The sequence below is a fragment of the Paenibacillus sp. N3/727 genome, assembly GCF_022637315.1.
GTDB classification, from domain to species: Bacteria; Bacillota; Bacilli; order Paenibacillales; family Paenibacillaceae; genus Paenibacillus_AQ; species Paenibacillus_AQ uliginis.
The window spans coordinates 1,962,766-1,988,621 of record NZ_CP093336.1 but is presented as its reverse complement, the minus strand read 5'-3'; the positions used below and the strand labels follow the sequence as shown (position 1 = coordinate 1,988,621).

Genomic DNA, 25,856 nt, shown 5'->3' with positions numbered 1-25,856 from the left:
AACCCGCCCTTCAAAATAGCGAATTGTCTGTTTTTTTGTCCAGGGATAATCCTGATAAACATATTTCGTACCTACCTCGCAAACGGGATAAGAACAAAATAGCTAATGGTTGCCAAAATACCGAGAACCATCGACCACGCTCCGAGCGTTTTTCTGTCTTGAGAATAGGCATAGAAACCAATAACAGCTGCAATTGGCCCTAAAATCACAGACCACATAAATAACGAGGCAATGCCAATCCCCAATCCTACATATCCTGCTATGCGGCCTGTCGAAGCGTCATCAACTTCACGCTCTACGCTTCTGCTGTGTTGAACACTTGTTCCGACAGGAGGAGCCACCTCAGCTGCGTATTCTTCCTGATGATCTTTGCGGGGGTAATCCACACGGCTGCGTTTGGAGTCAACGACCTTGAAATTGTTTTTCTTGCGTTTTTTGTCTTTACTCAATGCTGTCACCTCCCTGTTGTTAAAAGACGGTTAAGCGTTATTATGCTTTTTTCGGTTTAAACGTCAAACAGCAAGTTCCAGAAGAAGTGTCGGCGGTATCTTGATGATTGTTGACAAAGTCCTCATCGGCAAACTCATCACCCAGATGCACGTTAGCATGACGATCAATCTCAATCATTATCATTTCGGCACGGCACAGATTTTGTTCGCCCCAATAGCTGCAATTGCTCACACTGCATTTGACATATGGTTTGGCTTCATTGGCCATTTAGAATCACCTCGTACACATTTTCTCCGTATATGACAAGGTGTATTCACTCAAAGAACTGTCAGTTGGTGTTAAGACGTACAAAAAAAGAGATGACCATATAGGTATCTCTTCATGTGACCTTCAAATTATATAAAGTGATTAATTTTAACAATTAAGCGTGCTTTCTTTCTGCCTGCATTCGGCGTTCGGTGAGATAATCACTTTCATAGTAGTTGAGATCATCCCGGAGTTCTTCATAAATTTTCGTAATATCCATGATGACGTCTCTTGCCGGACGAATAGGCTTCTTACGGAACCGTATTGCGTCCTGACCAGTGTATGCATAGCGGCCATCCTCGGAATAGCTTTCATTTTTAGGGTAAAAGAAACTGTTTACACAGCGATGATATACATGATACAACTCCTTCTCAGCAAACTCAGCATCAAAATTAGGACGACGCTGAACAATACCGAGTTTCTCGAAGGAAACCTCCGAAAACGTAAGCAAATGGCGAAGATCAGAAAGAAATCCTTTGTAAAAAGGATTAGTCTCTTCATCCTGTTCTGCAACTAATTGAGGCAAGGCGTATTCATTCAAAAACGTTTCCATGATGCTTATAGCGGATTTGAGCTTCTCCCTTGTCTCCGCGCACAGATTCTGAAGATTGTCTGCTGGCATTACGGTTGCTCCCCCTTAAAATGGTTACTGACCGTCCAAGCATATGCCTGCGGTCAATGATTATGTACTATCCTACCATAAAAAACTTCTTTAAGAAATCCCTATAATGAATACACTTTCAAGGATTTTTATAGGATATTTTTCTTCATAATCAGCATGTTTTCCAATACTCCAATCAAGACGCATAAAATACGCCTTCTCTCCCAACGCTAAAGAAAAATTAATGTTCATCAGTAAGGAGAATGAATATGAAATCACGCCGCCTATGGAGTTTATTGGGTACTGCTGCGATCTTGGGTCTGTTCGTCGTCTTTTTGCTGATACCTGACCCTAATCTCCCGGAGCAAGCTTCTGGAACCCAAAATAAACCGTTACCACCTAAGGAAGAGAATCGGTTTAAATTAACAGCTATAGAGGGTGACCTTAATACTACCGATCGTTTAAGCCGAATGGATGCAAAGCAGCATCTGCAGGCTATGTTAAAGCAGGAGAAGCCGCATAATCCGCAGCAAATAAGGCAATTTGTACAGAAGCATCAGCGTACACACAACCATTGTGAAAAATTTGTATGGTATGACCTGAAAAACCGAAAGCAAACCGAAGTGAACGGTAAGACCCGAAACTGGAGTACCAAAGACAAACGCCAATTGGATCAGCATCTACGACAAGCCGAGCAGAATCTTCAACGTGGAAAAGGGTATGAATCTCCAAAATTTACTGTGGCGGGTGAGCCATTCTGTATTATTGCAGAGCCTTCGACCGATCAGAAATACGGTGCCGCCGCTCTAATCAACATGAAAGTGCTGATGCATGTATCAGACCATCAAAAGAAAAATTTGCGGTTGATTCCTTATCCAAAAGAAGGAAAGTTTAGAGTTGAGTCCGTTCACACGGATACACTTCGCGATATTACGGTCAAGACTGGGCATGACAACGAAAAAGCAAGTCATTTCTACGAGAATGAAATTGTAATCCGATTCCAGCAAGAGCCAACGGATCTGGAACTGAAACAAATCGCCAAGGAGATATCAGGCGGTACTCACCGTAAACTTGGTTATGCCTATATTTTTCGATCCGATCGACTGGATTACAAAGCTCTTAACACTTATTTCGCTGAAAAATGGAGCCCAAAATACGCGGAGCCACATTACGTATATTTAACGAACGGGTTTAGTATTAAAACCAAAATAAAGAATGACAAAACTCCTGATGACCCGACACTTGAAAAGGCTAATATTCCTAACGACTTACTCTTTTCCCAGTATCAATGGAACCTCCCTGCTATCGAAACAAATCGGGGCTGGAACTTGTCCAAAGGAAGTAAGGACGTCATTATTGCCGTGGTTGATACGGGTGCAGACCTTAACCATACGGATTTAAACGGTCAATTCGTATCAGGCTATAACGTTGTAAATCCAGAGAAGAAGCCTACCGATGATGTGGGACACGGCACACATGTAGCCGGTATTATCGGCGCTCTGGTAAATAACGGAGAAGGTGTTGCAGGTATGAGCTGGTATAACAAAATCATGCCTGTAAAGGCGCTGGACGCTAGCGGATCAGGGACAACCTACGCTGTTGCTGAAGGTATTATATGGGCAACAGATCACGGCGCCAAAGTAATTAACATGAGCCTCGGTAATTATGCGGATTCACAATTTCTACATGATGCGATTAAATATGCCTATGACCGTGACGTTCTGCTTGTAGCCGCTTCGGGAAATGACAATACGGAACGTCCAGGTTACCCGGCAGCTTACCCTGAAGTGCTTGCAGTTGGAGCCACCAATCAGGATATGAGCCGTGCCGAGTATTCGAACTATGGGGATTATATCGACGTCACTGCGCCTGGTACAAATATTGCCAGCACCTATCCTGGCAATCAGTACGCAGCTTTATCCGGTACATCTATGGCAAGTCCGCATGTGGCTGCGATGGCCGGACTTATCCGTTCCATGAATCCTGATCTGACCAATAGGGAAGTGATGGATCTCATGATTTCTCAAGCCATTGATCTTGGCGATAAAGGAAAGGACAAGTACTACGGTAACGGCCAAGTTGATGTTTTCCGATCACTGCAGGCTGCTGGCAATCAGAGTATGCCTCTACAGCTGTGGCCGCAACATGTCCTCCAGCGGCTGCAAGAAGAGCTTCACAGGTTGAGTTCAAACGATAACAAGTAAAAAAAAGCAGCTTCGCCTTAAGGGGAAGCTGCTTTTTTAAGTTTTTCTTAGAAACGAACTTTTTGAAGGTCTCTATGCCACTTTAATCCAGTAAAAAAATATTTATTTCTTGTGCCGGGCTCGTCCTAATTGGTATAGACGTCTGTCCGTTAAAGACATTTATAATTTAAAAATCAACGTTTTGCCCGGGGTATAGGCCGTGCCGCCCATGAATAGCATCACGAAAAAACGCGTACCCTCCCGGCAGATCTAAAAAGATCATCCGGAAAAATACGCGTTATAATCATGCATATACCTGGGTGAAACAATGATAACTGTTGCAGTTAGGAAAGCTTACCATAAGCCGGGTTCTGTGCTCTTCGTGGTCATAACGGGAACTACCCTGCCACCATAAGCGACAATCATCTATCTAGGCCGGTCATTACTGAACGGCTCCAGCGACCAACCTGGACGCGCCTCGGGCTAAGGCTGCTTCCTCGAAAGAAGCTACGTCCCATTAGGTCTTGCTCCAAGTGGGGTTTACCAGGAACGAAGTCACCAGCGTTCCTCGGGGTCTCTTACACCTCGGTTCCATCCTTGCCTGTGCCGCGCAAAGCGGCCATCGGCGGTCCATTTCTGTGGCACTATCCTTCAACTCGCGCTGACTGGACGTTATCCAGCACCCTGCCCTATGGAGCCCGGACTTTCCTCTCGCGGCTCTCGCCGCCAGCGATTGTCTGTTAAACTTTCCGGACAACACTTGATAGTATACAGGGTATTCGGAGCGGATACAACCCATAATCGTTAGCATTTCAAGAGGATTGTTCCATTAATGTTGTTAAATCATGACTTTCCACCGCTCTAACCCAGCAATTTCAAGCTTAAATAAAGCGGAAAGGCTCTGTGTTAATGCTTGAAGCTACCACCCGGGTATCATAACGATTTTCTTGTAGCTTGCTCTCCATCCATTCCGTTACTTTCAACTTCATAATCTTCTCAGCGTTGTGACCCGGATCAATAATGGCGAGGCCAGCTGCTAAAGCGTCTTGAGCTGTATGGTAATCCACATCTCCTGTTACCAGTACTTCCGCTCCCTTAAACAATGCACTATTCATAAAGCTGCCACCCGAGCCGCCTATGACAGCAGCCTTTTTGATAATACGGTTAAGATCGCCGACAACACGTACATGGGGTACATCCAGTTTTTCTTTAACGATGTCCACCATTGCAGCAAGTGTAACCGGTTGACTCAACTTTCCAACCCGTCCCAAGCCGAGGGAGCGACCTTTCAGATCCATCGGATACAAATCATAAGCCACTTCCTCATAAGGATGGGCTTTGAGCATCGCTTGTACCACCTTGTTACGGATGTTTAGCGGGACAATCGTTTCGATACGGACTTCATTCACTCGTTCCATTTGACCCTGCTTGCCTATAAATGGATCCGTTCCTTCTCTAGGAATAAAGGTACCGAAGCCTTCGATGTTAAAACTACAATGGCTGTAATTGCCGATCCAGCCGGCACCAGCGTTTAATACCGCATCCAGTACTTCTTGATGGTGGCTCTTCGGCACAAATACAACCAGCTTGGATAACTGCTCTGTATGAACATCATGGATCGGCAGTGTATTTTCCATACCCAGCGCCTCAGCCATCCAATCGTTCATTCCGCCTTCCGTCACATCCAGGTTAGTATGGCTTATGTATACAGCAATATCATGCTTGATCAGCTTCTCGTATACCTTGCCCATCGGCGTGTCTGTTTGCAACTGCTTCAACGGACGGTAAATAATCGCATGGTGGGCAATAATTAGATCTGCCCCCAGTTCGATGGCTTCTTCCACCACTTCTTCATTCACATCCAGTGCGATTAATACGGTCTTGATTTCCTTCTGTAAAGTACCGAGCTGCAGTCCGATCCGGTCGTCCGGCATGGCCACATGCTTCGGAGCCAGCTGTTCCATGTATTGTATTACAGTTTGTCCTTTGGCAAACATGCCAGCACCTCCTGAATATGCTTGATATCTGCTTTGATTTCTTCCGATTTCTCCTCTGCTGAGGCTAGTTCGGATTTCGATAAGGAACGGAGAATACTGTTCAGCTTATCTACCTCTGATCTCCATTTGGCATGAAACACAGAAGTTGGCCGCTGTATTAGCCACGGTCCTAACCGAAGCAGCCATTTCGGTGAAAGAACAATTCCATCGAGACTGCGTTCCTTATATAGTGTCTCATTCGTAATATCGAGGTCAGACTTTCCTTCAGGTATGGCAATCAACACTTCGTAAATCTTACCGTCTTCTTCCAAAATATACTCATTAATCAGCAACCAGCCATGCTCTAGCAGCCACTTGCGAAGTGTATCTTCACCTACATTCGGCTGAAGCACCAGTCTGCTGACACTGCTGAGCTTGTCCATCCCACGGTCAAGAATGGAGGCAATTAGCCCTCCGCCCATGCCGGCAATGGTTATCACATCCACTTCGCCGGGTTCCAATACTTCAAGGCCGTCTCCACGGCGTACGGTGATTGTCTCCGTTAACCCAGCCTCTCTTACCTGTTTGGCGGCCGCCTGATAGGGCCCTACATTCACTTCTCCTGCTACAGCTGAGACGCAGATCCCAGACTGAACGGCCGCTGTTGGTAAAAGGGCATGATCGGAGCCGATGTCCGCAAGGCGGCTTCCAGGAGGAATATGATCCAATATTAACTGTAATCGATTCGATAATTTCATGATGACACCCACACAATCCATTTTTTTCGTAATACATAAAACAACACGAGCGCTATCAAAGCCTTAATCAGTATTCCAAATAGCTGATCCTGCGGTGTCTCCCCTCTCAAGAAGATCACATCAGCCTGAGGCATAAACCACAAAGTTACTCCTACTGCAAACAACACCGGTGACAGGCGTTTGAACTTATCATGCAACAACCAGCTCAACCCAATTCCTAGCACACTCAGAGGCAACCATCGAAGCTCAACCTCTATCCAGGAAATCTCGGGAGAAATAAAGGCGGATAGTTTGGCATACAGAGCTGCCCAGCCCAAAAATCCGCAATACTGAAGCAAACTCATGTTCAACCAATACCCTACCAAACACCATGTCAAACTGCAAATGAATATCAGGAAAGGCACCCAAAATTGGTTATTAACTCCTTGTATATGTATGACAGCCGCCCCCATTGCAAGCATCAGGAGACTTCCAGCGGCAGCGCCCATATGTCCCCACGAAGTATGCCCGTGTTTTCTAAACACTCCAGCAATTCCGTAACAAAATGTTGTGACAAAAAAGATGGAAGCAATTTGCAATGACCAGGGAAAAGAGCTAAAATAAAGACCAATAAAACAAATGAAGGAAATAATCCCAAAACAAAGAAACCATAATTTCAAGTTTCCCATCTTGAAATGCTCGAATAGTGATCTGTTTTTTCGGCTATTATCCTGCTGATCACTATATAGGTTTTCCAAAAAATCACAGTACTGTTCCGGAAGCAATCTACCTCTTCTCCAGTGGTCGATTTCATCCAGAATGATTTTTTTCTTATCCTGCTGCACGACAGTTCCCTCTTTCCTGATCCGAGCTGGCTTCCATATTAAACGTGCCTTTCGTTTTAGGGCTAAGAAAAAGGACCTTACTGCTATAATTTGCAGAAGGTCCCATGACTTACTTCTATTCCAGAAAATCTTTTAGACGCTTGCTGCGGCTCGGATGGCGGAGTTTACGAAGCGCTTTGGCCTCAATCTGACGTATCCGTTCACGAGTAACACCAAATACTTTACCGACTTCCTCAAGTGTTCTTGTCCGTCCGTCATCAAGTCCAAAACGAAGACGAAGCACATTCTCCTCACGTTCTGTGAGTGTATCCAGCACATCTTCCAGCTGCTCTTTTAGCAGTTCGTAAGCTGCCGCATCGGCAGGTGCCAGGGCTTCCTGATCTTCGATAAAGTCTCCCAAATGGGAATCGTCTTCTTCACCGATTGGTGTCTCTAAGGAAACTGGTTCCTGTGCAATTTTCATAATCTCGCGGACTTTCTCAACGCTCAGCTCCATCTCGGCTGCAATTTCTTCAGGAGATGGCTCACGTCCGAGCTCTTGCAATAGCTGCCTGGATACTCTGATCAATTTGTTGATCGTCTCCACCATGTGAACGGGAATCCGAATGGTACGGGCTTGGTCAGCGATCGCACGTGTAATGGCCTGACGAATCCACCATGTAGCATACGTGCTGAATTTATAACCCTTTTTGTGGTCGAATTTCTCGACGGCTTTGATCAGTCCCATATTGCCCTCTTGAATCAAATCCAGGAACAGCATACCTCGGCCGACATAGCGCTTGGCGATACTTACTACGAGACGGAGGTTAGCTTCAGCGAGACGCCGCTTCGCTTCTTCATCCCCATTCTCAATCCGTTTTGCCAATTCTACTTCATCTTCTGCAGATAACAATGGTACGCGTCCGATCTCCTTCAAATACATACGCACAGGGTCGTTGATTTTGATACCCGGAGGCAGAGACAAGTCGTCATCAAATCCGCCGAAGTCGTCGTTATTGTTCTCATCTTGATCGTCAGATTGGCGGTGACTGCTTTCCTCATCACTCTCGTTATTTACCTCAATCCCCAAATCGCCGAGCTGCTCGTAGAATTCCTCCATTTGCTCGGGATCCTGTTCAAAAGGTGACAGTTTCTCCATAATATCTTTGTAGCTCAGTACGGATCTCTTTTTACCCTGTTCAATCAACTGATCCTTTACTTGATCCAGTGTAAATTCCGTTTCTAGTTCAGTATGCTGATCATTCGCCATCTTTCGACTCCCTCCTCCCTAGAAACATTCAAGCTGGGCCGTCATTGTCTCTCTAGGGCAATAATCTCACTTGCAATTTGCGCGGCACGCATAAAATCACCGGAGCGTTCCGCCTTCATCATTTCTTCCTTTTTCTGATCAATCTGTTTCTGCTTAGGATATTTTAGTACTTCACGTATGCAATCATCGAGTACTTGAATATTCCAATCCGTAGGATTATCCATCATGGAAATAGAGCTAACCGCCATCTCAAGCCGATCATCATGAAGCGATGACATGAACCGGCTGATATCCGGTGGTTTGTCCTGTGCGTAATAAGCATATAGATAAGCAGCGATCGCTGCATGATCATTAATATTAAACGCTTCTCCAAGATTATCCCCCACATAACGGGCTGCCTCAGCATCCTGAAGCATCAGAGACAACAACCGCCGTTCTGCAGCATGATACGCCGGCAGCAGCGTTGGAGCGGAAATCTGCCCTTTTTTATGCCTACCATTATTCCACCTTTTTTCCTTATTATCCCCACTATCCATCTTTTTTTGTAACGATTGTCTCAACAGATTGCAATCCTGCTTGAGACTTTCATAAGAAAGGTTAAGTTCTGAAGATAACTCCCTCAAATAAACTTCGCGTTCGGTTGAAGAATTCAGGATGGCAATGATCGGAAGTGCTTCCTTCGCATACGATATCTTGCCTTCTTCTTCTAGCAGTATATGGTTTTTTTTCAGATATATAAGTTTAAATTTCGTGGTCGAAACGGCTGACTCCACCATATGTCTGAACCGATCCGCACCGTACTTGCGGAAGTAGTCATCTGGATCCAATCCGTCACTCATAACCGAAATTCTTACTCTGAGGCCGACATTTTCAAGCAGTGGTATGACTTTCATTGCAGCAGCCAACCCGGCTTTATCTCCGTCATAAGTTACAACGACTTCATCTGCCATGGACTTCATAAGTGCTACCTGGTTCTCTGTCAGAGAAGTCCCCATCGTTGCCACCACATTGTGAAAACCCGCTTCCCAGGTAGATATAACGTCGCCGTAGCCTTCGCATAATACGATCTGACGCAATTTGCGTATGGACGTCTTGGCCTGGTTCAGGTTATACAAAGTGCGGCTCTTGTTAAATAACAAGCTCTCCGGGGAATTCAGGTACTTAGGCTGTCCCTCCCCTAAAATCCGGCCGGCAAAAGCAATCACTCTGCCATTCCGGTCATGTATCGGGAACATTACCCTTCCTCTGAATTTATCCAGGTAATCCTCACTCTCATGTCTTGCGGACAGCAGCCCGCCTTTCTCCATCTCTTTCAAATCAAAGGTTCGCTTACTCAAAAATTGAACCAGTGTGTCCCACCGGTCGGGTGCAAAACCAATTTGAAATTGATCTATAATTTTGTCATTCATACCGCGTGAGCGTAAGTAAGCCATCGCTTCCTTGCCGTGCTCTGTATTTTTCAAAAGAAAATGATACAGCTTAGCAGTCAGCTCATAAGCCTCATATAGACGCTCCTTCTCCGGATTGCGCGGGATGACTGGACCGCCCTGGCCTTCCGGTAAGGCGATGTCGTTCTCCTCTGCCATGGTCTTTACAGCTTCGGGAAAGGAAAATCCTTCGATTTCCATTCTAAATTTAATGGCATTACCGCCTTTGCCGCAGCCATAGCAGTAAAAGATTTGGCGCTCCGGTGTAACCGTAAAGGAAGGGGTCTTCTCCGAATGGAAGGGGCATAAACCCTTCATGTATTTCCCCTGTTTGGTAAGATGCACGTACTTGCTGACCGTGTCGACAATATCGCTTTGGGCTAGTACTGCCTCGATGACCTCATCCGATATATTTCCTAGACCGGTACTCATCCCAACCACCTTCATCTCTTTAGCACGTAAATAGTATTCGCTATAAGCGATCGTTCTCCTGCAATTTCTGCAAAACTTTTGTCAGTTTATGTTGAAAAATTCTCCGGTCCTCATCCATCATTTTCCTAGGGCCTTTGCCGTAATGCCCTGCTTTTCTCGCCTTGGCTTGATGATGCCTGGAATCAAGCAAAAAATCGATATCCTGGTCACTGAATATCCGTCCACGAAACGACAGTACTTGGCAGGATTTTGACAAGGCCAGTGCAGCCAATCCATAATCCTGCGTAACGACAATATCACCGCGCGCTATGTGATTGGCAATGTACAAGTCGGCACTCTGATCACTGCGATCCACCTGAATGATCTGGATCCCCTCCTCTTCACGGTGCAGATGATCGTAGGAGGATACCAGCAGGACGGGAACATTGAACGCTCTGGCTGTCTCGGCGATCTCTTTCTTAACAGGACAGGCATCGCCATCTACAACGATGTGTATTGGACGTGTTAACGTCATAGGGCATCACCGGATTTCGAATTAATAATATCGCTATATATATTATATACGTCTTATAAGGATTAAAATCCTTCTTCTTGAACTCCATATGAGGTAATCCTCTTTTTTCCAATGGGGCCAAGGAATAACGAAAGCGGCCGCCCTCTCATAAAGGCCCCGCTTTCGTCAATTAACACATTCAATCTTCAGTTCTGCTCCACTAGCTATTACTGGAAATCAAGCAAGACTTACCAGTCATGCTGCAACTACCACACCAGTTTGGAAAAGTCTGCATAACGCTTCAAATCACTGTCTATACTGGACAGAAGAGCCAAGCGGTTTGCCTTCACTGCTCCATCCTCGGCCATAACCATAACGGAATCAAAGAATCCAGTGATTCGTTCCTTAAGTCCGCTGAGGAGGGACAAGGCACGTTCACCGTTGGACTCTGTCATAGCGACCTCATATGGCTGACGGATTGCGAGCCATGCCTCGTGAAGCTTGCTCTCTTCTGCTTCTGAGAACAAACCTGGATTAACGGCAATTTTTCCAGCTTTAGCAGCCAAATTGCTTACTCGGTTAAAGGATTCCACAATGGTTTTGAAATCGTCTGCACCATTGACTGCATCCATAAGTGCGTTCCCCCGTGATACAACCGAAACGACATTATCAAATCCCGCCGAGATAACGGCATCCACGACATCATATCTTTGTTCCTCAGACAAAAGCTTCTTAACACGCAGATTGAAGAATTCATAAAGATCTTTACGTATTTCATCGCCTGAGCGTTTAAGCACACGAATATCTTCATGGACAGATAGGGCGATTCCAAACACATCGGACAACGTAACAGGCAGTTTGTGCTCAAGAATAATCTGTACAATTCCCTGTGCTTGACGGCGCAGAGCATACGGATCTTGAGAACCTGTAGGAATGATACCTATCGAGAAGCAGCCTACAATCGTATCGATTTTATCGGCAATGCTAATGATCGATCCTACGTGAGTGGAAGGCACAGCGTCTCCTGCAAAACGTGGTTGATAATGCTCGAACACAGCTCTCGCTACGCTCTCCTTCTCTCCTGCCTTACGCGCATAGTCTTCACCCATAACACCTTGGAGTTCAGGAAACTCGTAAACCATCTGGGTGACCAGATCAAATTTACAAATATCTGCAGCACGGCTGACGGAGTCGGCTGCCTCTGCAGGTACAGCCAATTTTACAGCAAGGCTGTCGGCTATGCGGCGGATCCGGCGGACTTTATCACCGATCGTTCCCAACTCCTCATGGAACACGATGCTTTCAAGCTTCGAGAGAGCTTCCTTAATTTGCAACTTCTGATCCTCTTCGTAGAAAAACTTGGCGTCAGACAAGCGGGCACGCAGTACCTTTTCATTCCCCTTGGCAATAACGTCAAGGGAACGGCTGTCACCGCTGCGTACTGTGACAAAGTACGGAAGCAGCTGGCCTTGTTTATTTAGAACAGGGAAGTAACGCTGATGCTCGCGCATGGACGTAATGAGAACATCCTGCGGAATTTGAAGGAACGATGGATCGAAAGTACCGAACAGTACCGTTGGCGTTTCAACCAAGAACAGGACTTCCTCCAGGAGATCTTCCTTTACGGCTATATTCCAATCTTTTTCCTGAGCGAGAGTGTTGATTTGGGATACGATCATCTCTTGACGTTCCTTTACATCAACGATGACATGCTGACCTCTAAGCACATCCACATAAGCCAAAGCTTCCGGAATGACGGCTTCGCCGCCAAGGAACCGGTGGCCTTTCGTTACATTGCCGGACTTTACTCCCGTAATCTCCATGTCGATCACATCAGAACCGAGCAGCGCGACGATCCACTTTATGGGACGGACGAATTTGAATTCATATTGACCCCATCTCATGTTCTTAGGGAATGTCATCGAGGTGAGAATGCCGTTCAATCCTTCAGCCAAAATCTCAAGGGTCTCCACACCGATGCTGTTCTTCGTTACGTAGATATACTCAACGCCTCCCAGCTCTTTAAACGTAAAGCTGTCGGGTTCAACACCCTGGCTGCGCGCAAAACCAAGCGCCGCTTTGCTCCAATTTCCGTTCTCATCCAGCGCAATCTTACGCGAAGGTCCCTTGACTTCCTCACTAACGTCTGTCTGTTTCTCCGCTACATCCTTTACAAGCACAGCCAGTCGGCGCGGCGTCGCATACGACTTTACTTCACCGTGTGCAACCCGGGATGCTTCCAACCACTTGACCGTTCTTTCTTCCAGTTGCTCCATGGCCGTACGTAGAAAACGCGCAGGTACTTCTTCCAGTCCGATTTCAAACAATAAATCCTTAGCCACGATCAGCGCCTCCTTTCTTGATCAGCGGGAATCCAAGCTTTTCACGTTCCTCCAAATAAGTAGCTGCCACTTGGCGGGCCAGATTGCGGACACGCATAATGTAACCCGTTCTCTCCGTCACACTGATCGCGCCACGGGCATCAAGCAGGTTGAACGTATGAGAGCATTTCAGAACATAGTCGTATGCCGGAAACACCAAATGCTGGCTCATCGCCTTGTTGGCCTCTTCCTCATACATGTTGAACAGCGTGAACAGCATCTTCACATCGGATACCTCAAAAGTATACTTAGAATGCTCAAATTCCGGCTGCTTGAACACGTCACCATACGTAATTCCGTCAACCCATTCCAGATCAAACACATTTTCTTTGTCCTGGATATAGGATGCCAAGCGTTCCATACCGTAAGTGATTTCGACAGCTACCGGGTTTGCGTCTATGCCTCCGACCTGCTGGAAGTACGTAAATTGTGTAATTTCCATTCCATCAAGCCACACTTCCCAGCCAAGCCCCCAAGCGCCCAGCGTTGGCGCTTCCCAGTTATCCTCTACAAAGCGGATATCATGATCCAGCGGTTCAATACCGAGACGCTTCAAACTTTCCAGGTAGAGTTCCTGGATATTGTCCGGAGACGGCTTGATAATGACCTGGAACTGATGATGCTGATACAATCGGTTTGGATTTTCTCCGTATCGTCCATCCGCCGGGCGGCGAGAAGGCTCCACATAGGCTACATTCCACGGCTCCGGTCCAATTGATCGCAGGTAGGTCATCGGATTCATGGTTCCTGCACCTTTTTCCGTGTCGTACGGTTGTACGATAATACAATTCTGTTCCGCCCAAAATTGCTGCAGCGTCAAAATCATTTGCTGAAAATTCATGACTTTTAGCTCCTTCACACCGTTTTTAAATCCTATTTCGTCTCTGTATTCGCTCTGCACAACAAAAAGCTCTCGCCCTATGTCTGTTGTACAGACATAGGGACGAGAGCTGTAGCTTCCCGCGGTTCCACCCTACTTGGTCCCAAAAAGGACCCACTTTATCACGTGCAGCATGCTCCCGGACGCCATGTTCATGGATTTCTTCCGCCGGACTCCCACTATCACCGACTCGCTGTAAAAATTGGACCAAAACCCATTACTTTTCCGTTCAACGCATGTCAATATTCAATTTAGAAACTTTAACATATGATACCTAATTTTTTTCCGGACGTCAAATGTCGTATTTGTCCATTTGATCGAGAAAGTTTTGCGACTTTAACCGTAAGCCGAGCTGCATATCCATCAGCGCTCTCATGACCGCTTTAAGTTCGGCCTTGGTGGCGTCCTTTACATCAATATTACCCAGCCTTCTGAGATCAAGTCGAGCAAACACCCGAAGCAGCTTCAACGTCTTGGGAGACACGGACATAGCCGGAGGGTCCAAATGTTTGCACCGCCGACACAGAACACCTCCAAGCCTTGGACTGACTAACATTTCTTCGTCAGCCCTCTCCTGACCGCAAGAGATGCAGACGTCCAGCTCCGGACCATAACCGGCTGCTTGTAGTATTTTCATTTCGTACAGATTAATTATTATTTGCAGATCCTTATCTTTCTGAAGTGCCGTAAGACAAGCTTTCAGCTGATGAAACCAAAAAGCGCCCGTCTCCTCATCCTGAAGCACCCGATCAAGCAGCTCGCAGGCATATGAGGAGTAGGCAGCTTTCATGAGATCCTCCCGGAGAAGGTGATGAGACTCAATAATCTCTCCGGCATTTAATGTTCCGAGCCCGGTTCCGTTCCTAAAAAACACGTATTCTCCATAAGTAAAGGGCTGTGTCAGAGCAGCATGACGGCTCTTTAATTTCTTCGCTCCGCGGACCAGAACCCCTACTTTGCCTGATTTTTCGGTGCAAAGTGTAATGATTTTGTTCCCTTCACCGTAGTCCATGCTGCGGATGACGATCCCTTCCGCCCTGTATAGCATGCCTTATCCCCCAACCATTCCTGAAGCAGCCAAATATCATTCGTTCTCTTCATACTCTACCGCCTCTTCTTCTGCGGTCGTGCTTGCGAGTTCCGTACTACCATCGGACTCCTTATACAGCAAATAAGCATCGACATCTCCAGTCATTGCAAAATACTTCCACGAAAAATCTCGCATTCGTATTCATCCTTTCTTCGGAAATGACGTCTGCATCTACAAGAATAGGATGTGCGTTGACACTGAATTTATGATTTGCAATTGTTGGCAGGAGTCCAAGTATGATACCAGTAGCACCATTATAAACATGACCCGCACTCAATATATTGAGTATGGTTATTGTCCGCGGTGAAACCCGAGATCCCGGAGAACGCGCTCTTGATTACGCCAGTCTTTTTTAACTTTCACCCACAGCTCAAGGAAAATCTTGGAGCCGAGTAATCGCTGGATGTCCTGACGAGCTTGTCGGCCGACTTCCTTCAGCAATGTGCCCTGCTTTCCGATAATAATCCCTTTTTGAGAATCACGCTCTACAAAAATAACAGCTGATATATGAACCGTTCCATTCTCCTCCACACGCATGTCTTCAATGGTGACGGCAATGGAATGAGGCACCTCCTCCCGGGTCTTATGCAGTATTTTCTCGCGAATCAATTCGGCGCAGACGAACTGCTCCGGATGATCCGTTACCTGATCCTCAGGATAATACTGTGGGCCAGGTGGTAAATATTTCTGGATTTGATCCAGCAGTGTATTTACATTGTTACCCAGTTTGGCCGAGATCGGTACGATTTCCGCAAAATCAAGCAGCTTGCGATATTCTTCAATCAACGGCAGCAGAGCCGTCGGCTCAATTTTATCAATTTTGTTCATGACGAGAATTACCGGTGTACGGATCTGCTTCAGCTGCTCGGCGATAAAGCGGTCACCCCCGCCAAAGCCTTCCGAGGCATCCACCAGGAACAGCACTGCCTCCACCTCGCCCAATGTGCCAAGCGCGGTCTGATTCATGTAGTCTCCGAGTTTGGATTGGCGTTTATGAATTCCGGGCGTGTCCAAAAATACGACCTGCGAATCGTTTGTCGTATATACCCCGTGTATTTTATTGCGAGTTGTCTGCGGCTTATCCGACATGATCGCGATCTTTTGACCAATTACCTGATTCATAAGCGTCGATTTGCCGACGTTGGGCCGGCCGATAATAGCTACAAAACCCGATTTAAACGTTTTTTTCTGCATAAATTCCTCCGCGATAATTCCTCTATTGTTTCTGCAGCTTGTACTTGCGTGTTACTTGTATTACCTGTTACTTGGATTCTAAATTCCAAGGACCAAACGCCCCAGGCAGCAGTTCCTCCACAGTCGTCTCCTGGATATCACCCTTCATATTGCCCAGGATAACCTTCATGTCAGGTTTGCACAGTTCCACCAGCACCTGCCGGCATACGCCGCATGGAGCACAGGGTCCTTCGGTATCCCCTACCACGGCAATCGCTTGGAAGCTGCCTGGCTTATGTCCGTCAGCGATCGCTCGAAACAGTGCGGTTCGCTCCGCGCAGTTTGTCGGTCCGTAAGCTGCGTTTTCAACATTGCAGCCATGGTGAACTTCACCGTTTATATCCAACAGAGCCGCGCCAACACCGAAATTCGAATAAGGAATATAAGCCCGCGCACGTGCCTTAATCGCTTCCTGCATCAATGATCCTGTGTCCATGACAATCCCTCCTGAGAATCGAATTGGTTTTTCCCTACCCGTTACTGTGAATGATCAAAACCGCTGCCGATAGATCCAAACCAGGATATGACCGGCTCATAAAACACCATAATCCCGACAACTACAGCAAACAGAGCGGTAATCAATACCGCCCCCGCGGCTGTATCCTTGGCAATACGGGCCAAGGGATGAACGTCAGGAGATACCAAGTCAACCACAGCTTCTACCGCTGTATTTATCAATTCCGCCGTAATAACTAAGGTTACGGCAAGCCCCAGAAACAACCAACGTATTGGTGTCAGCCCCAGCAGTGCCGCAGCTGTAAATACTACAACAGCAGCTGCTGTATGAATCTTCATGTTTCTTTCGGCCTTAAAGGCGTGAATGATGCCTTGTACTGCACAGTTGAAGGTAGACCGTAGAGAAGGCCTATGCGGCTTCACTAACGGGTCAACCCCACTTCAGCTAGAACCGCCTCTTGTTTCCCCATCATAACGGCTTCACTTGCCTCATCCTGATGATCATACCCTAACAAATGCAAGAAGCCGTGAACAAACAGAAAGCCTAGCTCCCGTTCCAGTGAATGGCCGTATTCCTCACTTTGCAGCTTAGCACGCGGAACAGAGATAATGATGTCTCCCAGTACATCAGGCACGTTTCCGAGCTCGTCTTCGTCATCCAGTTCGTAAATGATCTGAAGCTCTTCGTCCGTCTCCTCATTCATAGCAAAAGACAGAACATCAGTCGGCCGGTCAATTCCGCGGTATTCCTTATTCAGTTCATGAATCTGACCGTCGTCAACAAAGGTAAGGTCTACCTCACCTTCCGTTATCCCTTCGACCGTTCCAGCTTGCTGCAGAATCCGTTCGAGAAGAGAGATCAGATCATCCGAAATGACAAAATCCTCTTGTTCATTGTTCCATACCAGCTGCAGACTCATTCTCAAACGCTCCTTCTTCTGTCTTCTTTGGTGTCCGAATCTCCCGAATCCGCCAGTTCTTGTTGTTTTGGCGGACTGTCCGGCTTCGGCTTCTTAATCTCCTCTGGATATTCAATCCGGGAGTGGAAAATACCCATGACGGTTTCCTTCAACGTCTTGGCAATAATATCGAGTTCTTTCATCGTCAGATCGCATTCATTAAATTGATGGTCATCCAAACGGCTTTTAATAATCTTCTCGATCATCGATTCCACCTGGTCCACCGTGGGTTTCCGCAGAGAACGAACTGCGGCCTCTACACTGTCCGCAATTCCAACAACAGCCGCTTCTTTAGACTGTGCCTTCGGTCCCGGATAGCGGAAATCATCCTCAGTGAAATCCGGATCAATTCCCTGTTCCTCAGCCTGCCGAAGTGCCTTGTGGTAAAAAAAGTGTAAAAACGTTGTTCCATGATGCTGTTCTGCAATATCACGGATCGGCTTAGGCAGCTTATAATCCTTTTGCATTTCCACGCCATCCCGCGCATGAGCCACAATAATTGACTTGCTCAGCTTGGGATCAATGGAATCATGAGGATTTTCCATGTTGTTCTGGTTCTCAATAAAGTAAATAGGACGCTTTGTTTTGCCGACATCATGATAATAGGATCCCACTCGGCATAACAATCCGTCAGCCCCAATCGCCTCAGCCGCTGCTTCTGACAGGTTACCAACCATAACACTGTGGTGATAGGTTCCTGGTGTTTCCGTCAGCAACTTTCGCAGCAACGGATGGTTCGGGTTCGACAGCTCCACAAGCTTGAGCGGCGAAAGAATACCAAAGGTAACCTCGAAGAACGGCATCAGACCAATAACGAGAACGGCTGTCAGAATGCCACCGGCAACCGCAAACGCCAAAGCATATAAAGATTCTACTCTCGTCCAAGAGGAATCCTGAATCAGCATCATGATCAGAACCGACATTGCCCCGAACAGTGAGACCATAATCCCGCCCTTAAGCAAGGTGGAACGCTGACTAGCCCGGTGTATCGAAAAGATTGCCACACAGGACGTCACTGCGGCAAAAAATCCGAAGTAAAAATCGAACACTTCACCTTTGTCCACATTCAGTATGACACTCGCCATAATACTGAATATGATCGCACTGAAGTAGGCCAAATGCATGTCCAAGAGCAGTGTCACCAGTATAACCCCGATCGCAACCGGCGCTAAATAACCGATATACGTACGCGCTTCGCTTTGCAGAACACCGGCCAAGTGCATGGAGATTAACGTAATGACATAGATCAGCACCATCATAAGAACTTGGGAATTATTATACTTGAACATATTCATATCCGACTGACGGATAAACATCAAGATTCCAAGTGACAGCAAGATGGAGAACAGCAGAATACCCAGCTCAGGCCAATAGTTAACCTCATCCTTCAGCAGCCCGTTTTTACCGAGCAGTTCATACAGCTCAGGCGTTATAAGTTGACCCTGCTTAACAAGAACATCACCTTGCTTGATAAACACAGGCGGCGTATTTTCCCGTTCCGCAACCTTGGCTTCCTTCGTAGCCACTTCGTTATAAAACTTGTTGGCCGTGATGGATGCACGTGCAAGTTCCTGAACAACTTCTCTTGAAGTTCGGTCATTGAGCTTGCTAGCACTGACAAGCTCAGCTACCTTAGCTCTGGCCGTTTGCGCATCCACAATCTCATTCATCAGACGTGATACGATATCCCTCGCTACCGATTTCACCTGGTTTATATCATCAGGATTCAGCCTCGGAATTTTGATAAATGTCTCTTCCGGTATGCGGTAAGCCTGTTGATCAATAACCTTCTTCATTTCTTCAAGCAGCTCAGGTGGATACGTTTCGGTGCCTTTGTTACTTGCAATAAAGTTTCTCACGAAATCATCAACGCGCTGTGGGATTTCCAGCTTGTAAATCGAGATCTTGTCCTGCACGGAAACCTCATCCTGATTCAAACGGTCAATGCGATCAAACAGTTGGGTAACCAATACATCATTGCGGAGCGGTATATATGTATATATGGGTTGTACCCGCTCGGCTGCCTCTTCCTGAGCTTTCAGAGTTGCCTTGTTGTCCTCAATTTGCACAGGGGCAGCAATGTTCTTCTCACTATGCGTACCAACCTGAATATCGTAACGTTCAGGGAGCAGCTTTACCGAAAGACTGATATAAAAGAGTAGCGCGAGCAATAAAAACAGAATATAGCGTGTCGCCACGCTATATTTCCAACCGTAGTTTTTAACAGATATGGACTTGTCCGTCGATGGTTCTTTGGAGGCCATAGCGACAATCCCCTTTAATCTTGGTTTTCTGCAGCTTTGTCATATGCGACGATGATTTTTTGTACTAAAGAGTGCCGTACAACGTCCTGTTCCGCAAAGTAGACGAATCCGATATCATCAATCTCGTTTAGGATGGTTTTCGCTTCCACCAAACCTGATTTTTTACCCCGCGGCAGGTCAATCTGGGTTACGTCTCCCGTTATGACCATTTTTGATCCAAAACCGAGCCGTGTCAAAAACATCTTCATCTGTTCAGGCGTCGTATTCTGGGCTTCATCCAAAATAATAAATGAATCGTCCAGCGTCCGTCCCCGCATATAAGCAAGCGGCGCAATCTCAATTAGCCCTCTTTCAAGAGCTTTCACTACTTGATCTGGTCCCATAACATCGTGCAGCGCATCATATAGGGGCCTTAGATACGGATCGACCTTTTCCTGAAGATCGCCTGGAAGAAAACCAAGGCTTTCACCAGCTTCGACTGCCGGGCGAGTAAGAATAATCCGTTTCACCGTGCCTTCCTTAAGCGCAGTTACTGCCAGCACTACGGCAAGATAGGTTTTCCCCGTACCTGCCGGGCCAATGCCAAACACGACATCTTTTTTCTTAATACTGGTAACATAATGTTTCTGTCCGATCGTCTTCACTCGAATCGGTTTACCCCGGAACGTCGTCGTGATCTCACCTTTATACAGATCCAACAGCTGATCAGCACGCAGATCCTTTGCCAAATCAACCGCATAAAGGATATCTCTCTCGGTCAGGATATAGCCATTGCGAACAAGTTGAAGCAATACATCAAACAGCTGCTGCAGACTTTCCACATGACGCTGATCGCCAGAGATATTGATAATGGCTTCTCTTGAAGCTATTCTGGCCGGGATTTCCGATTCAATAATCTTTAAAAAAGAATCCTGCGGTCCGAACAAGGAAAGTCCTTCAGACGCGCTTTGCAAATAAATCTGAATGCTGGTCGTTTGCTGTGACAAATAGCCTCATTCTCCTTGATTGTATACTATGGGAAGTTCTTTTGCGATGGTCTCTTCCACCTCAAAAAGTACTTTCATATAAACTTTACCATTCTCTTTCTTATCATGCAAAATTTTTTGACTCACGAGCCGGGTTTCCGGGCCGTATTTAGCCAAAATATCCCGATATGCGCCCTCTAATCCTTCTTTCCTGGCTTCTTCCTCTGTCACAGTTTGGCTACTCTCGCTTACCTCCATCACCTTTTCGGTCATCCAGCCGATCGGAAGTGCTCGCGAACGCCATGTCAGCGGATCATATATTGTCAGCGTCTCATGTTTCTTGAACGGAACATCCCCATACCCCCACAACTGAACAGCACGATTACCAAGGACCAAATAAGACTTTTTGGATGCTTCACCGGTATATATTTTCCGCTTTTTCACAAGAGGCACTTCGATCTCATATTCATGCCATACCAGTCCCTTTACTTCTCCTTTGGCAACAACGGATTTGGCGTTCTCCGTATCTCCCAAAATACCCGAAATCAGTATATCTCCTTTTTTTACCCGGGAATTGATCTGAACTTTCGGGACACCTTTCTCTGCGTAGATATAAGTAATTACAGCATCACTAGTGCTTACAAGATGCCGCGGGCTTAACAGCTCCGGCTTTTTGGGAACCGATGCCTCGACAACCTGAATCCGGATGCTCGTACCATTTCTCTCCACACCAACCCACGAGGTTCCGGGTAAACGGGTCGTCAGATTAGTAGATAACTTGTCCAGTGATTTCAGTCTGAAAATCCATTGATAGGGGTATACCCCTTCCTGTTTCGCTACCTCCAATATATCCTCTGAAGCTATAGTCTCATTCCCTTCGACACTCACGTTCCATACCATAGAGGATAAAGCCATAAGAATCGCAAAAAACATGACCACTCCAACCACAAATACTTTGCGTTTCAGCAAGCGTAAAGCACGGAATGGCAAGCCATGCCGTTCAAGGATGCGGGTTCTGCAGCCTGTCCGCTTTAACAAAGGGCGCAGCCCCTTGAAATCGTTTAACAGCAGTTTAAATTCTGCGGAATGCGTCCCTGTTGGTCTTACATCCCAAACCGGAGTTCCCGCCTCCGCCAATGCATTAATAAATGCTTCTACATGCTCCCCACGCACCGTAAGTTTTAAATAACCACGTAAAAATATCATTGTCGGTATGTTCACGGTCTCTCCCCCGTTCCTATGTATTGGATATTATTAATCGTGCCTTCAATCGTTACTTCACTACTCTGAATTGCTCGGATGGAGAGACCAGATCCCGTTATTTCCATAGTGCCCTGGGTAAGAGACAGTATAAGCTTATCCGCGGAAAAATGGCGGACACCGCGGTGATTTTCGATATGCAGCTCTTTATTGCCGATCAGGGTCAACCGCGGCAAGTCGAACAGTAGATCCTGCGGCAAGTCGAGCATTTCCTGAGTCCATTTCTGCAGCTTGCGGCTGATGCGGGACATATGAAGGCCTTCCCCCTTCCTGTACTGTACACCTTATGAGCAATAAGCCCCTTTTATGCAAGTTGAAAGGCTTCTCGGCCTATTGAAATGCAAAAAAGACCGCCTCGTCAATGACGAAAGCGGTCTTCTTGTTCATACTTTTATTGCCGTCTAACACCCTCAAACTCTGCCTAATGTCGGCGGCCCATCGGCCTCTTAGAACGGGGCGGACCCAGAATTTCAGACCATATAACTCCTTTTCTAACCTCTTCAGCAAAATTCGACTGCTTTCGCGGCGATTTGCCATCGGCATCTGTAACCTCAACCAATGTTTCAGGTATGTGAGAGGTCATTCTATCCAATTGTTTATGGATCTGGTCCAGCTCTGCCTGCATATTGCGCTTGCGCTGCTCCATGCTGTCTCTGGCCGAGTGAGGGTCATCCAATTCCGACAGAACATCATACCGGGATTCAACAGGGGACTCGTAAGTTCTGTCCGGTTCTTCGTAGTACGGGTCAAATTTCTCATCATCATCGTCATCGAACTGATCGCGTGACCGCTTATCGGCTGCCTGACCCGTCGGAACTTCTGCACCGGGCCATGGCTGGACGCGCCGAACCTGCTGTCCTGGGCGCACTGCCTTAGCTGCTCTTGGCCCCTGTTCGGCTGAATCCCCTCCTCCTCCGAAGGTAGGCATCCGGTTCGGCTTGTTTTCATCACTGCCCTTGCCTAATTTACCAAGCGCGGAGAGGAGAAAGAAAACAATACCCGCCACGATGTATATATTATCAAGAATCCATTCCATCAGTGGCTCGCCTCATCTCTACTTGTTATTTTTAGGAGTGTCCGGTCCGTCCGTATTCTCGCTGATCTTGCCAAGGGAACCTCTCATTTGGGTATCCGCTTCAATATTTTTAAGATTCATATAATCCATAACACCGAGTTTGCCGCTTCTAAGTGCTTCAGCCATAGCCAAAGGTACTTGGGATTCGGATTCAACCACGCGCGCTCTCATTTCCACAACTTTTGCTTTCATTTCCTGCTCTTGCGCAACAGCCATTGCACGACGCTCTTCCGCTTTTGCTTGAGCGATACGCTTATCGGCTTCAGCTTGCTCGGTTTGCAGGTAAGCACCAATGTTCTTGCCTACGTCTACGTCCGCGATGTCAATTGACAGAATTTCGAATGCTGTACCGGCATCCAGCCCTTTGGACAGAACAGTTCTAGAAATAAGATCTGGATTCTCTAATACGTCTTTATGAGACGCTGAGGAACCAACCGTAGTAACGATACCTTCACCGACACGGGCAATAATTGTCTCTTCACCCGCACCACCGACGAGGCGATCGATATTCGCGCGAACGGTAACCCGAGCTTTAACTTTCACTTCAATACCGTCTTTGGCAACAGCCGCAACGGTAGGCGTCTCGATAACACGAGGGTTTACACTCATCTGTACGGCTTGAAGCACGTCACGTCCTGCGAGGTCAATCGCAGCAGCACGTTCGAATTCAAGCGGAATGTTTGCACGCTGCGCTGCAATCAGCGCATTAACAACGCGGTCCACGTTACCTCCCGCCAAGTAGTGACTTTCCAGCTGGTTAATATTCAATCCCAAACCGGCTTTCGTCGCCTTGATGAGCGGATTCACGATACGACTTGGGGTTACACGACGCAGCCGCATAGCCACCAGCGTAATAATTCCGACGCGAACACCGGAAGCAACAGCCGAGATCCAGAGCATCAGCGGGAAGAAGCTGAAGAACACGCTCAGTACGATGATCGCTACAACCCCGATCAGTAGAATGGTAATTAAAGAACTATCCATCTAACACATCATCCTCCATACTAAATATTTGTTATGTCCATCTTACCAAATAAAGCTGGTTAATCAACTATATGCCTATTTTCATTCCTGTCTTACTCCATTGCTTCTTCAACCACAATCCGGGTTCCATCGGTTTTCACGACACGAACAGGACGGCCGGAATCAATAAAACTTCCATCAGTAACCACATCAATGCGGTGTCCGTCAAGTTCAACTGTTCCGGATGGCCGAAGTGGTGTAATACTTCTACCGACAAGTCCAATCAGCACATCCCGATCCTGTACAGGAATGTATCCCTGTTCCTTCGTGAGGCTTTCACTTAATATGAATTTCTTCCATATTCCCCGCTCTTTAAACACCAGTGCCACAACTACAATGGCTACCAGCGCGCAGGCAACTGCTATTCCCAAAGAAAGCGCCACATGTGATGTACTGTATGCCGCGCGTACTACGCCAAAGATCAGGCTGCCTGAACCAACAACCCCCAATATACCAAAGCTTGGCACAAACAATTCCATCACAAGCAGGCCAATACCGATAATAAACAGCAGCCAGGTTTCCGATCCAGCAAATCCGGCAACAGAGTTACCAAAGAAATAGAGCACGAAAGCTGCCGTACCCAATATACCAGGTACTCCGAAGCCAGGTACTATGACTTCAATGATAACCCCGGCGATACCTATAAAGAGCAAGAGTGTCATCACGACAGGGTGCGTCAGAAACGTTGCCAGCTTCTCTGAAAAAGTACGCTCCATATGAAACAGATCATTTGTAGAATAACCCATCCATTCAATGACCTCATTCGTGCTGTCGGCTTTCTTATCCGCATAACCCACCTTTAATGCTTCGTCTGCTGATAATGCAATAATCTCGCCAAAGTTTTTTGTCTTGCCGATTTCCGGCATTTCCACCTTCATATTGATATCAACCATTCCCTCAGCGATATCGATTTCACGCCCATTCGCTTCGGCAGCACTCGCCATCTTGCTCTTCCACCAGGCGACCATCTTAGCGTCTTCAACACGCTTACCCATTCCGTCTACCATTTCCGCGGCACCAATCATACTTCTCGGTGCCATTGCAATCTTATCCGCGTTCAGAGCAATGTAACTTCCGGCCGATGCGGCATCCCCACGAATATAAGCAACTGTAGGAATTTTGGTGTTCTTTATCAAATTAGCAATTTCGTCGGCTTGATCAACGCGACCACCAGGCGTATTAATCTCAAGCACGATTAATCCCGCTTCCATCTCTTCGGCTTCTTTGAAACCGCGTTCCATGAAGCTGGTCAATCCACGCTCGATCTTCTGTTCAACCGGAATGACATACACTGAACCAATGTTAGCGGCCGCAGCTGACTTTACTGGAATGACGTACATACCCACAGACATCAGTATAAGTGTTAGTACTCCTGCAAACGCCAAAATGCGCCTACCCCAGAATTCTCTTTTACCCATTATATCCCCCTCCTTTACGACATAATATGTCAGTAATACGCATATATCGATATTATAACCGATGCGAACCACCTCGGGATAACTTATGTATCAGCATCCCGACTTATGGTAGTTACTACGAATAAATTTGTATTCGGTTTCAAAATTTATGAG

The 25,856-nt window shown here is 46.7% G+C and carries 25 protein-coding genes and 1 other RNA gene; 1 reads left to right on the top strand and 25 read right to left on the bottom strand.

The window, feature by feature from the left end:
* Nucleotides 1-71: 71 nt before the first annotated feature.
* From MNQ98_RS08670 to MNQ98_RS08660, 3 genes are all read right to left on the bottom strand, one after another.
* Nucleotides 72-449: a DUF5353 domain-containing protein gene (locus MNQ98_RS08670; RefSeq protein ID WP_241932817.1), complete on the bottom strand. Its 378-nt coding sequence runs from the start codon at nt 447-449 to the stop codon at nt 72-74.
* A gap of 40 nt (nt 450-489) precedes the next feature.
* Nucleotides 490-717 carry a DUF1540 domain-containing protein gene (locus MNQ98_RS08665; protein ID WP_241932816.1) on the bottom strand — a complete coding sequence of 76 codons (228 nt, stop codon included), beginning with the start codon at nt 715-717 and terminating at the stop codon, nt 490-492.
* Nucleotides 718-871: 154 nt separating this feature from the next.
* Nucleotides 872-1,378, bottom strand: coding sequence for a YpuI family protein (locus MNQ98_RS08660; protein ID WP_241932815.1), 507 nt, complete (start codon nt 1,376-1,378; stop codon nt 872-874).
* A 248-nt stretch (nt 1,379-1,626) separates the two neighbouring features.
* Between MNQ98_RS08660 and MNQ98_RS08655 the strand changes: the two genes are divergently transcribed.
* Entirely contained in the window at nt 1,627-3,561 is a 1,935-nt protein-coding gene (locus tag MNQ98_RS08655; protein WP_241932814.1) for a S8 family peptidase, read from the top strand.
* A gap of 324 nt (nt 3,562-3,885) precedes the next feature.
* Here the strand turns inward: MNQ98_RS08655 and rnpB are convergent.
* From rnpB to MNQ98_RS08545, 22 genes are all read right to left on the bottom strand, one after another.
* Nucleotides 3,886-4,289, bottom strand: an RNA gene (gene rnpB / locus MNQ98_RS08650) — RNase P RNA component class A.
* A 132-nt stretch (nt 4,290-4,421) separates the two neighbouring features.
* A complete protein-coding gene (locus MNQ98_RS08645; protein ID WP_241932813.1) occupies nt 4,422-5,537 on the bottom strand; it encodes a Nif3-like dinuclear metal center hexameric protein in 1,116 nt (371 codons plus the stop codon).
* Entirely contained in the window at nt 5,513-6,274 is a 762-nt protein-coding gene (locus MNQ98_RS08640; RefSeq protein ID WP_241932812.1) for a tRNA (adenine(22)-N(1))-methyltransferase, read from the bottom strand. Before MNQ98_RS08640 ends, MNQ98_RS08645 begins: the two co-directional genes overlap by 25 nt.
* The gene (locus tag MNQ98_RS08635) at nt 6,271-7,098 is read right to left on the bottom strand and encodes a hypothetical protein (RefSeq protein ID WP_241932811.1); all 828 of its coding nucleotides are present in this window, start codon (nt 7,096-7,098) and stop codon (nt 6,271-6,273) included. The genes MNQ98_RS08640 and MNQ98_RS08635 overlap by 4 nt, the downstream gene beginning before the upstream one ends.
* A gap of 115 nt (nt 7,099-7,213) precedes the next feature.
* Nucleotides 7,214-8,347, bottom strand: coding sequence for an RNA polymerase sigma factor RpoD (gene rpoD / locus MNQ98_RS08630; protein WP_241932810.1), 1,134 nt, complete (start codon nt 8,345-8,347; stop codon nt 7,214-7,216).
* 41 nt (nt 8,348-8,388) lie between these two features.
* Nucleotides 8,389-10,206 (bottom strand): DNA primase, encoded by a 1,818-nt coding sequence (gene dnaG / locus MNQ98_RS08625; protein WP_241932809.1) that lies wholly within the window; start codon nt 10,204-10,206, stop codon nt 8,389-8,391.
* Nucleotides 10,207-10,246: 40 nt separating this feature from the next.
* The gene (locus tag MNQ98_RS08620; RefSeq protein WP_241932808.1) at nt 10,247-10,720 is read right to left on the bottom strand and encodes a YaiI/YqxD family protein; all 474 of its coding nucleotides are present in this window, start codon (nt 10,718-10,720) and stop codon (nt 10,247-10,249) included.
* A 245-nt stretch (nt 10,721-10,965) separates the two neighbouring features.
* A complete protein-coding gene (glyS, locus tag MNQ98_RS08615) occupies nt 10,966-13,041 on the bottom strand; it encodes a glycine--tRNA ligase subunit beta (protein ID WP_241932807.1) in 2,076 nt (691 codons plus the stop codon).
* Nucleotides 13,034-13,921: a glycine--tRNA ligase subunit alpha gene (glyQ, locus tag MNQ98_RS08610; protein ID WP_208915086.1), complete on the bottom strand. Its 888-nt coding sequence runs from the start codon at nt 13,919-13,921 to the stop codon at nt 13,034-13,036. Before glyQ ends, glyS begins: the two co-directional genes overlap by 8 nt.
* Before the next feature lie 331 nt (nt 13,922-14,252).
* Nucleotides 14,253-15,008, bottom strand: a complete 756-nt coding sequence (recO, locus tag MNQ98_RS08605) for a DNA repair protein RecO (RefSeq protein WP_241932806.1) — start codon at nt 15,006-15,008, stop codon at nt 14,253-14,255.
* A gap of 36 nt (nt 15,009-15,044) precedes the next feature.
* Nucleotides 15,045-15,185 carry a YqzL family protein gene (locus MNQ98_RS08600; protein WP_208915088.1) on the bottom strand — a complete coding sequence of 47 codons (141 nt, stop codon included), beginning with the start codon at nt 15,183-15,185 and terminating at the stop codon, nt 15,045-15,047.
* 156 nt (nt 15,186-15,341) lie between these two features.
* A complete protein-coding gene (gene era / locus MNQ98_RS08595) occupies nt 15,342-16,244 on the bottom strand; it encodes a GTPase Era (protein WP_208915089.1) in 903 nt (300 codons plus the stop codon).
* 67 nt (nt 16,245-16,311) lie between these two features.
* On the bottom strand, nt 16,312-16,719 hold the full coding sequence (locus MNQ98_RS08590) for a cytidine deaminase (protein ID WP_241932805.1): 408 nt from the start codon (nt 16,717-16,719) through the stop codon (nt 16,312-16,314).
* Nucleotides 16,720-16,760: 41 nt separating this feature from the next.
* The gene (locus MNQ98_RS08585) at nt 16,761-17,078 is read right to left on the bottom strand and encodes a diacylglycerol kinase family protein (protein WP_347272245.1); all 318 of its coding nucleotides are present in this window, start codon (nt 17,076-17,078) and stop codon (nt 16,761-16,763) included.
* 83 nt (nt 17,079-17,161) lie between these two features.
* Nucleotides 17,162-17,659: an rRNA maturation RNase YbeY gene (gene ybeY / locus MNQ98_RS08580; protein WP_241932803.1), complete on the bottom strand. Its 498-nt coding sequence runs from the start codon at nt 17,657-17,659 to the stop codon at nt 17,162-17,164.
* Nucleotides 17,660-17,661: 2 nt separating this feature from the next.
* On the bottom strand, nt 17,662-19,962 hold the full coding sequence (locus tag MNQ98_RS08575) for an HD family phosphohydrolase (protein WP_241932802.1): 2,301 nt from the start codon (nt 19,960-19,962) through the stop codon (nt 17,662-17,664).
* A 14-nt stretch (nt 19,963-19,976) separates the two neighbouring features.
* Nucleotides 19,977-20,948 carry a PhoH family protein gene (locus tag MNQ98_RS08570; protein WP_241932801.1) on the bottom strand — a complete coding sequence of 324 codons (972 nt, stop codon included), beginning with the start codon at nt 20,946-20,948 and terminating at the stop codon, nt 19,977-19,979.
* A 6-nt stretch (nt 20,949-20,954) separates the two neighbouring features.
* Nucleotides 20,955-22,148 (bottom strand): sporulation protein YqfD, encoded by a 1,194-nt coding sequence (gene yqfD, locus MNQ98_RS08565; RefSeq protein WP_241932800.1) that lies wholly within the window; start codon nt 22,146-22,148, stop codon nt 20,955-20,957.
* On the bottom strand, nt 22,145-22,438 hold the full coding sequence (yqfC, locus tag MNQ98_RS08560) for a sporulation protein YqfC (protein ID WP_241932799.1): 294 nt from the start codon (nt 22,436-22,438) through the stop codon (nt 22,145-22,147). Before yqfC ends, yqfD begins: the two co-directional genes overlap by 4 nt.
* A gap of 170 nt (nt 22,439-22,608) precedes the next feature.
* Nucleotides 22,609-23,223 (bottom strand): hypothetical protein, encoded by a 615-nt coding sequence (locus MNQ98_RS08555; protein ID WP_241932798.1) that lies wholly within the window; start codon nt 23,221-23,223, stop codon nt 22,609-22,611.
* Between the two features lie 18 nt (nt 23,224-23,241).
* Nucleotides 23,242-24,246: a flotillin-like protein FloA gene (floA, locus tag MNQ98_RS08550; protein WP_241932797.1), complete on the bottom strand. Its 1,005-nt coding sequence runs from the start codon at nt 24,244-24,246 to the stop codon at nt 23,242-23,244.
* Between the two features lie 92 nt (nt 24,247-24,338).
* Nucleotides 24,339-25,703: an NfeD family protein gene (locus MNQ98_RS08545; protein ID WP_241932796.1), complete on the bottom strand. Its 1,365-nt coding sequence runs from the start codon at nt 25,701-25,703 to the stop codon at nt 24,339-24,341.
* Nucleotides 25,704-25,856 lie beyond the last annotated feature (153 nt).